15 protein-coding genes, 1 tRNA gene and 1 riboswitch are annotated in these 14,083 nt (G+C 35.7%); of the genes, 4 read left to right on the top strand and 12 right to left on the bottom strand.

Translation table 11 applies throughout. The annotated features are described in order from the left end of the window. Positions 1–56 precede the first annotated feature (56 nt). Positions 57–956, top strand: a complete 900-nt coding sequence (locus ACFX4N_RS02330) for a DMT family transporter (RefSeq protein WP_377260787.1) — start codon at positions 57–59, stop codon at positions 954–956. A 160-nt stretch (positions 957–1,116) separates the two neighbouring features. On the opposite strand, the gene ACFX4N_RS02335 is transcribed toward ACFX4N_RS02330, so the two are convergent. Beyond that, on the bottom strand, positions 1,117–1,347 hold the full coding sequence (locus tag ACFX4N_RS02335; protein ID WP_223268904.1) for a hypothetical protein: 231 nt from the start codon (positions 1,345–1,347) through the stop codon (positions 1,117–1,119). 179 nt (positions 1,348–1,526) lie between these two features. Beyond that, complete coding sequence (locus ACFX4N_RS02340) at positions 1,527–2,828, bottom strand: GH25 family lysozyme (protein WP_098901050.1); 1,302 nt, start codon at positions 2,826–2,828, stop codon at positions 1,527–1,529. A gap of 228 nt (positions 2,829–3,056) precedes the next feature. Between ACFX4N_RS02340 and ACFX4N_RS02345 the strand changes: the two genes are divergently transcribed. Continuing rightward, the gene (locus ACFX4N_RS02345; RefSeq protein WP_013057123.1) at positions 3,057–3,605 is read left to right on the top strand and encodes an HD domain-containing protein; all 549 of its coding nucleotides are present in this window, start codon (positions 3,057–3,059) and stop codon (positions 3,603–3,605) included. A 106-nt stretch (positions 3,606–3,711) separates the two neighbouring features. Then, positions 3,712–3,783, top strand: a tRNA-Ala gene (locus tag ACFX4N_RS02350). Between the two features lie 117 nt (positions 3,784–3,900). Here the strand turns inward: ACFX4N_RS02350 and ACFX4N_RS02355 are convergent. The 4 genes from ACFX4N_RS02355 to ACFX4N_RS02370 all read right to left on the bottom strand — a co-directional run bounded on the left by ACFX4N_RS02355 (position 3,901) and on the right by ACFX4N_RS02370 (position 6,939). Then, complete coding sequence (locus ACFX4N_RS02355; protein WP_013057122.1) at positions 3,901–4,050, bottom strand: hypothetical protein; 150 nt, start codon at positions 4,048–4,050, stop codon at positions 3,901–3,903. An 863-nt stretch (positions 4,051–4,913) separates the two neighbouring features. Then, positions 4,914–5,135, bottom strand: coding sequence for a DUF6143 family protein (locus ACFX4N_RS02360; RefSeq protein ID WP_328143203.1), 222 nt, complete (start codon positions 5,133–5,135; stop codon positions 4,914–4,916). Between the two features lie 19 nt (positions 5,136–5,154). After that, positions 5,155–5,607, bottom strand: coding sequence for a hypothetical protein (locus ACFX4N_RS02365; RefSeq protein ID WP_057236556.1), 453 nt, complete (start codon positions 5,605–5,607; stop codon positions 5,155–5,157). Between the two features lie 132 nt (positions 5,608–5,739). Further along, on the bottom strand, positions 5,740–6,939 hold the full coding sequence (locus ACFX4N_RS02370; protein ID WP_013057119.1) for a phosphoglycerate dehydrogenase: 1,200 nt from the start codon (positions 6,937–6,939) through the stop codon (positions 5,740–5,742). 168 nt (positions 6,940–7,107) lie between these two features. Beyond that, positions 7,108–7,186, bottom strand: a riboswitch (ZMP/ZTP riboswitch). Between the two features lie 210 nt (positions 7,187–7,396). Between ACFX4N_RS02370 and htpG the strand changes: the two genes are divergently transcribed. Continuing rightward, entirely contained in the window at positions 7,397–9,274 is a 1,878-nt protein-coding gene (gene htpG / locus ACFX4N_RS02375) for a molecular chaperone HtpG (RefSeq protein ID WP_098901051.1), read from the top strand. Between the two features lie 30 nt (positions 9,275–9,304). On the opposite strand, the gene ACFX4N_RS02380 is transcribed toward htpG, so the two are convergent. The 6 genes from ACFX4N_RS02380 to ACFX4N_RS02405 all read right to left on the bottom strand — a co-directional run bounded on the left by ACFX4N_RS02380 (position 9,305) and on the right by ACFX4N_RS02405 (position 14,038). Beyond that, positions 9,305–9,865 (bottom strand): tubby C-terminal domain-like protein, encoded by a 561-nt coding sequence (locus ACFX4N_RS02380; protein WP_098548364.1) that lies wholly within the window; start codon positions 9,863–9,865, stop codon positions 9,305–9,307. Positions 9,866–9,920: 55 nt separating this feature from the next. Beyond that, positions 9,921–10,727: a DUF817 domain-containing protein gene (locus ACFX4N_RS02385; protein ID WP_192100415.1), complete on the bottom strand. Its 807-nt coding sequence runs from the start codon at positions 10,725–10,727 to the stop codon at positions 9,921–9,923. Between the two features lie 148 nt (positions 10,728–10,875). Next, entirely contained in the window at positions 10,876–12,312 is a 1,437-nt protein-coding gene (hpaB, locus tag ACFX4N_RS02390) for a 4-hydroxyphenylacetate 3-monooxygenase, oxygenase component (RefSeq protein WP_377260793.1), read from the bottom strand. A 139-nt stretch (positions 12,313–12,451) separates the two neighbouring features. Further along, complete coding sequence (locus ACFX4N_RS02395) at positions 12,452–12,814, bottom strand: group I truncated hemoglobin (RefSeq protein WP_098196502.1); 363 nt, start codon at positions 12,812–12,814, stop codon at positions 12,452–12,454. 224 nt (positions 12,815–13,038) lie between these two features. Continuing rightward, a complete protein-coding gene (locus ACFX4N_RS02400; RefSeq protein WP_053487279.1) occupies positions 13,039–13,896 on the bottom strand; it encodes an SMP-30/gluconolactonase/LRE family protein in 858 nt (285 codons plus the stop codon). Further along, positions 13,880–14,038 carry a hypothetical protein gene (locus ACFX4N_RS02405; RefSeq protein WP_211079642.1) on the bottom strand — a complete coding sequence of 53 codons (159 nt, stop codon included), beginning with the start codon at positions 14,036–14,038 and terminating at the stop codon, positions 13,880–13,882. Before ACFX4N_RS02405 ends, ACFX4N_RS02400 begins: the two co-directional genes overlap by 17 nt. Between the last annotated feature and the right edge of the window lie 45 nt (positions 14,039–14,083).

The following is a 14,083-nucleotide window of genomic DNA, read 5'->3' on the forward strand; positions in this document are numbered from 1 at the left end:
TGGGAACCGCAATAGATACTGGTTGGATTAAAAATGAAAAATGGAGATGAATAGACATGAAATTAACGTTTAGTCTGGTGTTCTTACATATACTGATGATTAGCTTATGGGCTTCAGCATTTCCAGTTATTCAAATAGGGCTAGAATCGTTTTCTCCTCAGCACCTCGCTTTTGTTCGGTTAAGTATTGCTTCTTTAGTGCTGTTAGTTATTGCAATAGCCACACACATGCGCTTGCCTGATATAAAAGATATTCCATTTCTTTTAGCACTCGGTTTTTTAGGTTTTACCGTATATCACACGGCATTAAACATTGGGGAAAAAACGGTGAGTGCGGGTATTGCGAGTTTACTGGTCTCGACTACTCCTATTTTTTCTTCGCTTTTAGCTATTTTTCTTTTTCAGGAGGAGTTCGGAAAAAGAAAATGGGTTGGATCTGCAGTAAGCTTTGCAGGTGTTGCACTTTTAGCCTTCAGCAAAGAGAATTTTGTACACTCAGTTAATGGCATCTTACTGATTCTGCTAGCTGCCCTTGCAGAAAGCATCTATATAGTATGTCAAAAAAATTTATTGAAAAAGTATGGTTTCCTTTCTTTTGTGACGTACAGTATTTGGGGAGCTACAATTTCTATGCTTGTTTTTTTACCTGGGTTAGAAACGGAACTTGCACATATCTCTGTCAGATCAGCAATAAGCGTGATATATTTAGGATTATTTCCAACCGTTATTCCCTATATGGTACTCGCTTATCTGACATCGCGTATAGGTTCTGCTGAGGCTGCCATTTCTCTTTACTTAACTCCTGCGCTGTCCTTTTTCTTAGCGTGGCTGCTTTTAAAAGATATCCCGAGTGCAGCTTCCATTGTTGGAAGCATCATTACGTTATGCGGCGTGTTGCTTACACATAGTAAAAGAAAAGTAGTGGTAAAAGAGACAAAGTTCACAATGCAAAGGTAATGTGTATGTTTTAAGGAATTCTCTTAGATGCTATGTGTTTTATTTATATATTTTATTTAGAACATACTTTAATTTCTTCTTTTTGCAGTTTAATTAATAATTAATAAAAAAGCGCCTTTCTTTAATCTTGGTTTAAGATTTAAAGAAAGGCGCTGCTTTTTTATGTAGTTTCTAATTCTGCTTTTATTTTCCCAGCCACTGCGTGAGTCAGCTGCTGAAGATCGTAAATCTCTTCTCCTGAAAGTACTACATGTCCGTTTAAAACATGGTTATGTTTATATACTCGATACGTCACTTCAATACTTTTTATCGCACGCTCTACTTCGTCATTCACCATAATGCTTTCGTAGTGGTAGGACAGTGTTTCAATTCGAATCTGCGTATTTTTCATATTCATTCACCCTCCATGAGCTGTTGACTAAAAATATGACTGCTACAGGTGAACTATACATAGAATCTTTTTGGTTACCACTTCTTTTATTATTTAGAACATATTTTAATTACTTAATTGATGTCTGCTATCTTTTTTATTAAACCCCAAGACAAAACCCCACTCCGAAGAGCGGGGTTTTATTGTTTATAATACCAGCCTTTTTTATCTAAAAACTGCTTAACTTTTACAAAATCTAGTCCAGCTGCTGTGATTTCAGCTGATGGATTACCTATTGCATTTACATGTAATTCACTGTCAATTCCTTCATTTTTTAAGAAAGCACGGAATTCCGCTTCCATGTCTTTACTTAATCCACCTGTTTTAATTGTAACTGAGATAGGTTCTACATCTTTTATTTGCACAAATCCACCTGGTACAGCCCATGCTGCATACGTATAGCCATATACGCTAAATATCGTATCTTTTTTTATAGTTCTGAAATTCTCTGTTACATTCGCATACTTATAGACCTCAATATCCTTCTTCGCCTTTACTTGGAAAGAATATTTATCTCCCAGTGAAGTAACCTTCGGTAATGATTCTTCTATAGGATTACTTATACCTTTAAGCAGTTCCATCATTTTAGCCAATGTTTTTTCATCAGCTTTTCCAGTTGACGTTAATCCATACTTTTCTTGAAAAGCTTTAACAGCTGCAGTAGTTTCATTTCCATATTGACCATCGGTTCCGTGTTGAGAAAGGTCAAATCCTAATTTAGTTAAATTTTGCTGCAGTTCTTTTACAGCTAGTCCGCTATCACCTTGCTGTAATTGTGCTGATGGCTTATTATTTTCCACCACCGTAACACCTGTATTAATACTATTAAAGAAATCGAGATCCATTTCGTTAATATCAACATTTCCGTTAATTCCTTTTACCTTTCCTTGATCTGTATATTGGAACATAGCCCATCTATTCCAAATCGCTGTATTCCCCGGATTAGCAAACCCCTTAGAACCGTTACTTCCACTGTACCGGGCTACCCATAGCGGATATTTTGCTACAGCGCTTGTAAAGTTGGATTTAATAAAACTATATCCCGTGTAAAGAATAGGTGTGATGCTTGTTTTCTTTTCAATATACTCCATCCATCTAACTGCAAAGGCTGTGACCTGCGCTTTTGTTTTCCCTTTGTTTTCTTCCAAATCTAAGCAATGAGGCAAATCAACCTTCATGCTGCCCAACTTATTTAAAAAGAAATTAACTTCTGCAATAGGATCATTATCAGCATGAGCAAAGTGATAAAAGCCTACACGTAAACCTGCATTTTTCGCTCCTATATAATTATCGTATGATTTTTTATCTAAGAAGGTTGTGCCTTCTGTTAATTTAATATACGCGCCTTTTACACCATCCGAAGCCACTTTTGCCCAATCAATTGTTCCATTGTGATGAGAAACATCAATGACCTTAATATTTTGATTATTACGGTTTTGCATTGCTATCACTCCTTCATACAAACTATGAATAAAAAAGGAAATGGCAACTGATACAGGCCTATTAAATAGCTATTAGGCTTTATAAAAAACCGTACAATAACAAGGGCTTTTGATAGCCTTACCTTATTATAAGAAATGAATTTGCGCAATTTTATAAAGTGAGGAGAGCTATATTCGTTTATACTAATAATATGAAGATATACTGTATAAAAAAAGTGGAGGAATATGATGTCTTTAATAAAAGAAGCACGTAGATATGCAGAACACGCTCATAGCGGCCAAATGCGCAAGCTGTCCGATACACCTTATATTGTTCACCCTATTAACGTAGGTAATATTTTAGAAAAAGCGGGTTTTAGTGAAGAAGTAATTGCAGCAGCTTATCTGCATGATGCTGTAGAAGATACAAGTGTAACACTCGAAGAAATTGTACAAAGATTTGGTTTAGAGGTAGCGGGGATTGTTGAAGCTCATACAGAAAACAAATCAAAAAGCTGGGAAGAACGTAAACAGCATACAATTCAAATTGTGAAAACTGGTTCTCTTGAAGTGAAATCTTTAATTGTAGCAGATAAATTAGACAATTTACGGTCTTTAAAAGAAAGCTACGATCAGCAAGGAGATACGATTTGGAATAGCTTTAAAAGAGGATTCGAAAAGCAGAAATGGTACTACGAATCCATCAGCAAATACGCTGCAAAAGGATTGGAACCAAGCCAAATTCCAAGTTTTTTTTATACGTACAAACAAGAAGTAAATGATTTTTTTAGAAGTTAATATTCATATGAAGAAATTAGAAAACACTGAAAATAACTATTGCGAACGCGCGGCATACGTATTAAAATATAGTAGAGTCAACACGCAATAAAGGCTCTACATAATCGGGACTGTAGTTCAGTGGGAGAATACTTGTCTGGCAGACAAGGGGTCGTGGGTTCGAATCCCATCAGTTCCATAAAACCAGTCGTATCAAGAGTTTAAAATACTTTAAAACTCTGCAGGATGGAATGGTTGCAATACTATTTCATCTGACCTCTTCATGATTTCCATGAAGAGGTTTTTTATTTTCTTTTTACGATTGATCCTCATGATTTTTATGATTATTCTTTTCACTGCTCCTGCTGACAATTTCTCTAAGTTCGCCCTCGTCGCCTTTTGCATTGATGATTTCAAAAAGCTGATTCAGCCCTTCACTTGTTTCATCATTTGGTTCTTTGCCCATTCTATCCCCTCCTTTTGCTTCTAGGATGCCCATTTTTTTCACATTGTTTCATGTGAAAAGCAATTCATCAATATTAATCGGCCGTAAAAGTATACCTTTACGGCCCTTGTGCAATTACTGGTTATACAGATATACTCAATCCATTCTTTAACTTTTGCAGCATTTTGTAGGGTTTCTAATACTCATCTATAATGAAATGATCATCACAAACTTCGTTAAAATCTCTCTCTTCGTGGAGATCTACTTCTTTATCTTTAGATATCTCGGTTTCTGATGTAAATAGTTTAAAAAGCTTGTTTAGCATTATTCCACCTCATATCTTTCATTAATACATTCAGTATGATTAATTTATATGAAGCCAGTATGAATTGAAACTTAAGATAATGTGAATTTAGACATTAACGTGAGATGTTAAGGATGCTTACCCTTACCTGGACAAAAAGGTTACTTCATTCTACAAAGAGGTGATTAGTATATCAGCTGTATTTGGCATTCGTTCTATAACAGTCGTCTTTTTGCTTCCTCCCTGCTGCTATATAAAAAATACGGCATTCGTTTTTTATACAGTGTTAATCGATTTGCTATTGTACTAGGTGGCTTAGTTTTATGTATTATCGCTTTAATCCTTGAGTCCTCAACATCCTTAAATACCATTCAAATCGCTTGTTTAGTCGGAATTATACTTTTGCTTGCTTTGTTTTTCTTTGGTTATATCCACAATCGAACGAAAAAACGCAAGCTATAAAAAAGAACTTTGTATGCTGCTGCAAAGTTCTTTTCATAAACACTTACTGTTTGTTAAGAACTGTACTAAATATGGAATAGCTCATACACTTCTCATACAATCGCTAAGACCTATTCAGTTAACAGTCCTTCTTACGTTTTTTTTCAAAACATCTATATGCAATTTCAGCTTTAATTTCTTTATTTCCCGGAGAAACTAGAAAAATAACGTAGGAACCGTTATTTGAAAAGATAAATTTACCGTCTTCATTACTTACTAATGTCCTCGTCGGCTGCTGGTATATAAACGGATTGTTTTGTAATTTTATATTCCAATGCTTTTTTAATATTTCTACTATCACTTCTTAAAGTAGTAATCACCTATTCTTTTGTGGTCATAAAATGAAGAATCCTTACCTTTTTTTCACAATATTCAACAATTTTATAACAGGTTGTGAGGATATCATGTCTAGACAGTTCTATTTCATCAAATACAAACTTTGAAAGCTGCTTCTGCAGAACCTCCAACTTTTTGCTGTCTTCTTCATCGATCCATAGTCCTTCCGTAATACACACATCTGCTAGTTTATTAATAGATTGAGCCGTCCAGTTTAAGCCGGCTGAAGAAACGGTTTTTGTAAGTAAATCATTTTTTATAGCTAGAATAACTTGACACACATGGGTATAGGCATCAACTTTCTTTTGGATAAATGCTTTGCGAAGCTCTTGTTTGTATTGCTCTTTCGACATCACTATAGCTACGACAGACGTAATGAATGTTCCTGCCAGCGCGATGAGCGACCCTATCAAAATTCCTATCAGTTCTCCTGACAAAACGTTCACCTCTTTAAAGGTATTTCTATATGCTATGAGAATAAAGGAAATGATATGAGGTAAACACCATGTAAAAACAGCCCTAACTTAGAAAAGTTAGGGCTGAAACACTAAAATATGATGGGAACCAAATTAGATAATACGACTTGTAATAATTCCTTCAATTTGACCAATTTTTTCTTCTAGCTCAGGCACAATCTCGTCACTTACTTGATTGTCAATATCGATCATTGTATACGCATATTCACCGCGGCTTCTGTTCACCATATCTGCGATGTTTAAATTGTAGTTTGAGAATACTTGCGTAAGTTGTCCTACCATATTCGGCACGTTGTGATGGAAAGCAGCTACGCGTTTTTTCCCAGTGTAAGGAAGAGATGCATTCGGGAAGTTCACTGAGTTTTTAACGTTTCCTGTTTCTAAGAAATTTTTCACTTGACGTGCTGCCATTACCGCGCAGTTTTCTTCTGATTCTTGAGTTGATGCCCCTAAATGAGGAATTGGCACAACATTTTTCATGTTCAAGACATTTTGATTTGGGAAATCTGTAATGTATCGGCCAACTTTTCCACTTTCAAGAGCAGCTTTCATATCTTCTTCGTTTACAAGCTCACCGCGTGAGAAGTTCAAGATATGAACATCTGGTTTCATGATGCTAAACGTTTCTTTATTGAAAACACCTTTTGTATCGTCCGTTAATGGAACGTGAACCGTAATATAGTCAGATGCTGCAAATAGTTCTTCTAGAGACATTGCACGCTGTACGTTGCGAGACAAATTCCAAGCTGTATTAACAGAAATGAATGGATCAAAACCAATTACGTCCATATCTAAATCAAGCGCATCGTTTGCTACAAGAGCACCAATTGCACCTAAACCAATAACGCCTAACGTTTTACCTTTGATTTCTTTTCCAACAAACTGTTTTTTGCCTGCTTCAACTAACTTAGGAATTTGATCACCTTGGCCGTCTAATCCTTTTGTCCATTCAACTCCAGCAAATAAGTTACGAGAAGAAGCCATAATTGTAGTTAAAACCATTTCTTTTACTGCGTTTGCATTAGCTCCTGGCGTATTAAATACAACGATACCTTGCTCCGTGCAAGCGTCCACTGGTATATTATTAACCCCTGCTCCAGCTCGTGCAATAGCTTTTAAATTTTGGTCAAATGCCATGCTGTGCATGTTAAAGCTACGCACGACAATCGCATCTGGGTTTTCGCTGTCATTGTCAATTTGATAACCTTCTTGATTAAAAACATTTAGACCTTTTTGTGCAATGTTGTTTAATGTTTTGATTGTTTGTACTTTTTCCAATGTTAATGTGCTCATTTTGTACTCTCCTCTGATTATCATCGTAGTTTTACATGTTTTTACCTTTGAATAAAGGAACTTCGTTTTTAATTTTTTTAAAAGTCTGGTTTTTTAGCCTACATGTCTGGTAACTTCTATATCCTCTCCCCCTAAACAGAAAGAGGTAAGAGATATGTATTAATCCCTTACCTCTGCCCAGGCGAACGGCTACGTCACTATATGCTTCCTCACGGTTATCCGCGTTTCGCCAGTCACATATAGTCTTTGAAATTAAGTATATTCTAGCAAACTCTTTCAGAACGTTCAACCTTTTTTTAAAAGTTTGCTTTTTTCAGTCTAATTTTTAATCTCTTTAGTGAATCTCCTAATATATTGACAAATACCCTAATACATGTTAAATAAGAAGAGTGATTAGCACTCTATCCACTCAAGTGCTAATTGTTTTACAAGCCCTATTTGGAAAGGAGAACTTCTTATGTCAAAAAAAGAATTCAAAGCCGAATCAAAGCGATTATTAGAGATGATGATTAATTCCATCTATTCTCAAAAAGAAGTATTTTTGAGAGAACTTCTATCAAATTCAAGCGATGCAATCGATAAAATTTATTACAAAGCTTTAACAGACGACTCCTTGCGTTTTAACAAAGAAAGCTATTACATAAAAGTAATACCAGATAAAACTAACCGTATCTTAACCATTACGGATACTGGGATTGGCATGACGCAAGAAGAGCTTGAAAGCAGCTTGGGCACAATTGCGCGAAGCGGTTCCCTTGCGTTTAAAAACGAAAATGAAACAAAGGACGGGCACACGATTATCGGCCAATTCGGCGTTGGGTTTTACGCAGCGTTTATGGTGGCAGATGTCGTAACGGTGATTAGTAAAGCGTTAGGCAGCGGTGAAGCCTATAAATGGGAATCTACTGGTGCCGATGGTTATACAATCGAACCTTGCGAAAAAGAAACGGTTGGGACTCAAATCATTTTAAAAATTAAAGAAAATACAGAAGATGAAACATATGATGAGTATCTAGAAGAGTATCGTTTAAAAGAGATCATTAAAAAGTATTCAGACTTTATCCGCTACCCGATTAAAATGGACATAACGGAAAAACGTCCTAAAGAAGGTTCTGATAACGAGCTAGAAGATTATACAGAAGAGCAAGTTATCAACAGTATGGTACCGATCTGGAAGAAAAACAAAAATGAATTGACTTCAGAAGACTATGAGCAGTTTTATTCAGAAAAGCGCTACGGATTTGATAAACCGCTCACTCACCTTCATATTAATGTGGATGGAACGATTCGCTACAATGCCATTTTATTTATTCCAGAAAATAGTCCGTTTGACTACTACTCAAAAGAATTTGAAAAAGGGCTTGAACTGTATTCAAACGGCGTCTTAATTATGAATAAATGTGCAGACCTTCTTCCAGATTACTTTAGCTTTGTAAAAGGTATGGTAGATTCTGAAGATTTATCCCTTAATATTTCACGTGAAATTTTGCAGCAAGACCGCCAGCTTCAGCTGATTGCCAAAAACATCGGCAAGAAAATCAAAAATGAATTAAAAAGCTTGCTTAAAAACGAACGTGAAAAGTTCGAGAAGTTTTATAAATCATTTGGCCGCCAGCTGAAGTACGGCGTTTACAGTGACTTTGGCAGCAACAAAGACGTATTAAAAGACCTGCTTTTATTCTATTCTTCTACAGAGAAAAAGCTCGTAACACTAGATGAGTATGTATCGCGCATGCCTGAGGATCAAAAGTATATCTATTATGCATCAGGCGAATCGTACGACCGAATTGAAAAACTTCCTCAAGCAGAATTGGTTGCAGATAAAGGGTACGAAATTCTGTATTTTACAGAAGATATCGATGAATTTGCCATTAAAATGTTAATGACGTACGAAGAAAAAGAATTTAAATCTGTTTCAAGCAGTAACTTAGGGATTGAAGCAGAAGAAGAACAGATCAATGAGTCTGAGGAAAGAGAAAATAAAGAGCTATTTGACTATATGAAAAAAGCTTTGGCGGGAAAAGTAGGAGATGTGCGCGCGTCTAAACGTTTAAAAACACATCCCGTTTGCTTATCAGCTGATGGTGAAGTAACGATTGAAATGGAGAAAATTTTAAGTGCTATGCCTGATAATCAGCATGTAAAAGCAGAGAAAGTGTTAGAAATTAACGTAAATCATGATGTATTCGCTTCTTTAAAAGATGCATTTGAAAGTGATAAAGGGAAATTAGACCTTTATACAAATTTATTATATAACCAAGCTCTTCTAATTGAAGGCTTATCTATTAGTGATCCCGTTGAATTCACAAATGATATTTGTAAAATCATGATATAAAAATCAGGCGCAGAATCATTCTGCGCCTGATTATATGTATGGCATAATAAAAGTAGTTATATAGTAAGAAGCGATAAAAATGGGTACGGGCAGTTCTTCTATTACTCTTATTGAGTGTTTGCCTTCTTTAAAATGAAAAAGGTCTGATTTAAACTCTGCGACTTTTTCTCTTTTTTGATTAAAAATACACGCTTCCTCTGCGGCTTCATGACTGCTTAACATGTAGACGTTATTTCCCCATCTAATTTCTTGTTGTCCTTCGTTTTTAATTATTCCTTTACCTAATAGATCCCCCACTGTTTTTCCATTTTCTTTTATCACCCACCGGTGTTTTTTCACGTGATCAATAAGCACCGTTCTTCCTTCCCATTGAACTTGTAAATGTACCTTTAAGCCGCAGGAAAAGATAGGAAACCAAGAAATAGAATCTAAAACTGGAAGTCCATCACGAGTTAAAAAATCAATACTTTTAGTCCACATATTTTTATGCATTCTCTTAAGTTGTCCGACGTTTTCTCCATTTTCATTTGTAACTGCTACGGTCTTCCCCGCTGATTTAAAATAGGGAAGATAAAAAATATATTCTTGCATATAAGCCTCCAAGGATTCTGCACTTCATATTAACAGCGTGTACATAGTTATGTTTCTATCTTTCATATATTTCGTTTGTTTCTTTTGATTTCTTCCTTTGTTTAAATTGGCTTTGATTTTCTTTTAAATGCTTTAGTAAAGCAACAATCAAGAAACTAACAATCACAAGAAGAAGCCAAGAGCTAATTTTACTTATATGAACCATTGTCCACTGCTGCTGTTGATCTGGATACTGCCATGCCCCGAAAAATGTTGCGATATTTTCAGCGATCCAAATGAAAAAGCCAATCAGTACAAAAGACAGTGCTACAGGCATGCGATATGTACGTTTGTTAACCGTAAAATATACAAAAGTTCGATAAAAAATAAGTAAAGTAAAAAGTTTTAAAAACCAGCGGAAGTCGTAAATAAAATGATGCGTGAAAAAATTAAGGTAAATAGCCATACTTAGTATACTGACGATCCACGTAGAAGGCCAATTCGTAAGCTTTAATTCAAGCCTTCTCCACACTTGGCACATGTAGCTGGCTACACTAGCATACATAAATCCGCTGTACAGCGGAACACCCCAGACTTTAGTGAAAGCTTTTTCTGGATAGCTCCATGATCCCATATGAACTTTGTAGAATTCTAATGCTAGTCCAATTAAATGAAATACTGCGATGACTTTTACTTCATCAAGCGTTTCTCGTTTAAACATCACCATTAAAACTTGAGTTCCTAGACAGACTAATAAAATAAGGTCATATCTGGAAATAAACGGTACTTCAATTATTTTTGTCATGGCCAATGTAAGAAAAATGATAACAGGAAAAACACAAGATTTTGCTTGTTCTAAACCAAAATAGATTAATTGCTTCATTGTAACATCCTATCTTTATAGTATTCCTTAGTATTTTCACAGAAATGATTCCCTGAAAATTATTGTAGATTTTTCAAATTTATTCAATAAGCATCTCCGCTGTTTTTGTAACTAAACTATCATACCCAGCGGAGATTCGTTTTCTCCGTTAACTTTTCAAAAAATCGGTTACTCTCTGTACATAGCGCTCTTTATCATAAGACAAGTACAGATAACTGGTTAACTGTACAGGCTCCCCAAAGAAAAAACGTTCATACAGCGTTTCTCTTGTGCCAAACGGACTCATAGTTAAATCCCACGCTAGTCGAAAAAGCTTAATTCGATCTTCTGCCCCTCTTGTTTTAGCTTGCAAATAACGCGTAATATCTTCTTTAACCAATGAGCGGCACATATTTTCTGTTGGTATTGCCATTAGTCCGCTTGCACCTAAAAGCTGGATAATCTCTGTAAAGGTAGGATATGTTTTTGAAAATATATTTGCGGCAATACGAAGTGTAGTTTCATTCGGACGCATGTATCCCCATGGATCAATCTCCGCTTCTTCTTCTGCTTTCATCACGAGGGCTTTCATCGTTTCTAACGCAATAATAAGCTCCGTTGCTTTTTCTCGCACATGCGGATAGTCCGTAATGTTAATGGTCTCAATCAGAGATTGTACAATCCCTAATACAAACTCTGTTTTGACAATTCTCCTTGAACTTACTTGATGCAGAGCAAAAGCTGAGAAGGAACTAGAAGAAAGAAATGTATTTGATACGTCTACATTTTCATAGAAAAACACGCGGTTCCACGGTACTAATACATGGTCAAAGACAACAATTGTATCCATTTCTTCAAATCTAGAACTTAATGGATAATCAAACGTCGAATCTTTTCCTGCAAATGATTCTCTACAAATAAATTTAATTCCTTTTGTATTACTTGGAATCGAAAAAGCAAATCCTTTTTCTTTTCCTTGAATGCCCCCTGAAGACAGTACGAGTAGCTCATCCGTCATTCCACCCTGTGTAGCAAGCAGTTTCGCGCCTTGGATAACGATTCCCTCATTGTTTTTATCAACTATTTTTGCTGCTATCGGTTCGTCGTTTTGCTCGTAATAAAATTGGATTCGATTGACTTGAGGATCGATGAATGTATGAGTGAGCGATAAGTCGTGCTCTCTCACATATTCATAATAAGAAATGATGTTTTCAGGAAAGCAATTTTCTGTTCCTCTCAGGAGTTCTGCAGAGGATGCAAAAGCCATCAATACGGTATTCATATAATCTGGACTTCTTCCCATCATACCATGGGTTAATTGCGCCCATTGCTGAGTCATCTCTCGTCTTTTTTTTAACTCTTCTTTTGTTTTAGGCTGTAAATAAGATGTACCAACGAATTTCTTAGAAGCCGGAGATTGGTATGTCATGATATCTTTGATTTTTTTATCATGCTGAAGATCATAAAGCTTAGCTTGACTGTTAATGGCTCCTTTAAAAGCCGGATGTTCTGATATATCGCCTGTTACGAGCTTGCCATCAACCCATACATTTGCTTTTAATTGATTAATTCTCTCTACGTATTGCTTCCCATTAATTGCTGACATACTCCCACTCCCAGACTTTCGATGAATATTTTCACCTATTGCATTTTTATCATATTACGATGTCTTTTCCATGTTTCCTTCATACATCACAGCTTTGAGCATAAAAAAAGAAGGTCACAGTCACCTTCTTTTTTTTGATTTATTTATATTGAATATCATTTCTTAGGGATTCAACTTTACTTAATGCTTGGTCAATATCAGACTCTTCAACATTAAAGTGAGCAAGTGCATCGTGAAGATGCTTAGCAATTGCATTAAAATGTTCGGGTTGAATATTCATATTTGTATGTGCTTTGGCCATCGACTTTCCTGAATATTGATTCGGGCCACCTAAGGCAAAACTTATAAACTTGGCTTGATGTCGACGCTGTTTATCCATGTCCGTATGCTCGAAAAAGTGACTGACCGTTTCGTCTTTTAATACGAGTTCAGAATAAAAATAATCAACTACTTTTTCAATAGCTTCTTGTCCGCCCACTTTTTCATACAATGTTTGTTCCAAAACAATTCCTCCTTTTGTACCTTTCCCCATTATTACCCAACAGAAGTGTTCATATTCTTTAAAAGGCTTCTTTATGGAAATTCGTTGTCCCCATATTTTATTCCTCTTCCACATAAAGAATAAAATGTAAAGAAGTGAACACAATGTAAAGGAATTGTAGAAGCTGCATGTAAAATCTCTCGTTACTGGTCTTTAGGAATCATTACATTTTGATAAGCGCTTATCTAATATACGTAAGTATAAGCCGGCACGCCTTTTACTCCTACTCGGCATGAAAAAAGAGAGCCGGCAGCTTCTTCGTATTTTTCTTCTTCCTTAGCTGTGGTGATAAATAAGGTTTGTAAATCGTCTCCTCCAAATGTACAGCAGGTTACATTGGAAACAGGAAGATGAATAGATTCTATAATTTCTCCTTTATCTGGATCTACACAAATAACTTTGGAACCTCCCCAAAGCGCTACCCATAATCGGTCGTGTTCATCAATTGTCATTCCATCAGGAAACCCGTCCATATCTGAAAGGTCAATCACCACTTTTTCATCTTCGAGCCTTGTTGTTTCTTTCGAAAATGAATAAGACATAATTTTATTTTTCGGTGAATCGACTAGAAAGAATTTGTCTCCTGTTCGATTCCAAGCTAGCCCGTTTGACACGCTTAATCCTTCTTTAGCACTCTTAATTACACCTTTTTCATCTACTACGTACAGCTGGGCTTTTCCTTCTTCATCTTCTTCACTCATCGTTCCAATCCAAAAGCGATTATATGGATCACATTTCCCGTCATTAAAACGCATGGTTTTTTCAAGAGTATCTAAACGGATATACTCTTCATGATTCTTTTTGTTTTTATCAACCAAAAGCAGCTGATTATGGGTGGAGACAATCAATTTTGAATGATTGGTTTTAGAAACGCTTGTAACGACTGAAGGAAGAGTAATATCTTCTAAGGTTGTCGTTTTTGGATCGTACGTAAGAAGCTTTTTATCTAAGATGTCTACTAGTACTAATTTTTGATTTTCTTCATCCCATAGGGGTCCTTCAAGCAAACGGCCATCGTACTTTTTTTCAATTTTTGCTTCCATTTTTAAGCTCCTTTTTCGTTTTTATGTACAACCATTTTTTTATAATCGCTTTCTCAAAAAAATATTCTTTTAAACAAATTAAAAAAGCTAGGAATATCTTTCCTTTTTCATAAATACCCGTTGTATGACATTCTTTAAACACCAGGTTCTAAGAGAATCTTTTCATAAAAAAAGCAGCACGCTTTGT

It is taken from the genome of Priestia sp. YIM B13551, from assembly GCF_042787905.1.
Classification (GTDB): Bacteria; Bacillota; Bacilli; order Bacillales; family Bacillaceae_H; genus Priestia.

Bases quoted from the DNA above. Each gene is read 5' to 3' on its own strand.
- ACFX4N_RS02330 (WP_377260787.1), top strand. From the start codon at position 57: ATGAAATTAACGTTTAGTCTGGTGTTCTTACATATACTGATGATTAGC.
- ACFX4N_RS02335 (WP_223268904.1), bottom strand. From the start codon at position 1,347: ATGAAAAATACGCAGATTCGAATTGAAACACTGTCCTACCACTACGAA.
- ACFX4N_RS02340 (WP_098901050.1), bottom strand. From the start codon at position 2,828: ATGCAAAACCGTAATAATCAAAATATTAAGGTCATTGATGTTTCTCAT.
- ACFX4N_RS02345 (WP_013057123.1), top strand. From the start codon at position 3,057: ATGTCTTTAATAAAAGAAGCACGTAGATATGCAGAACACGCTCATAGC.
- ACFX4N_RS02355 (WP_013057122.1), bottom strand. From the start codon at position 4,050: ATGGGCAAAGAACCAAATGATGAAACAAGTGAAGGGCTGAATCAGCTT.
- ACFX4N_RS02370 (WP_013057119.1), bottom strand. From the start codon at position 6,939: ATGAGCACATTAACATTGGAAAAAGTACAAACAATCAAAACATTAAAC.
- htpG (WP_098901051.1), top strand. From the start codon at position 7,397: ATGTCAAAAAAAGAATTCAAAGCCGAATCAAAGCGATTATTAGAGATG.
- ACFX4N_RS02380 (WP_098548364.1), bottom strand. From the start codon at position 9,865: ATGCAAGAATATATTTTTTATCTTCCCTATTTTAAATCAGCGGGGAAG.
- ACFX4N_RS02385 (WP_192100415.1), bottom strand. From the start codon at position 10,727: ATGAAGCAATTAATCTATTTTGGTTTAGAACAAGCAAAATCTTGTGTT.
- hpaB (WP_377260793.1), bottom strand. From the start codon at position 12,312: ATGTCAGCAATTAATGGGAAGCAATACGTAGAGAGAATTAATCAATTA.
- ACFX4N_RS02400 (WP_053487279.1), bottom strand. From the start codon at position 13,896: ATGGAAGCAAAAATTGAAAAAAAGTACGATGGCCGTTTGCTTGAAGGA.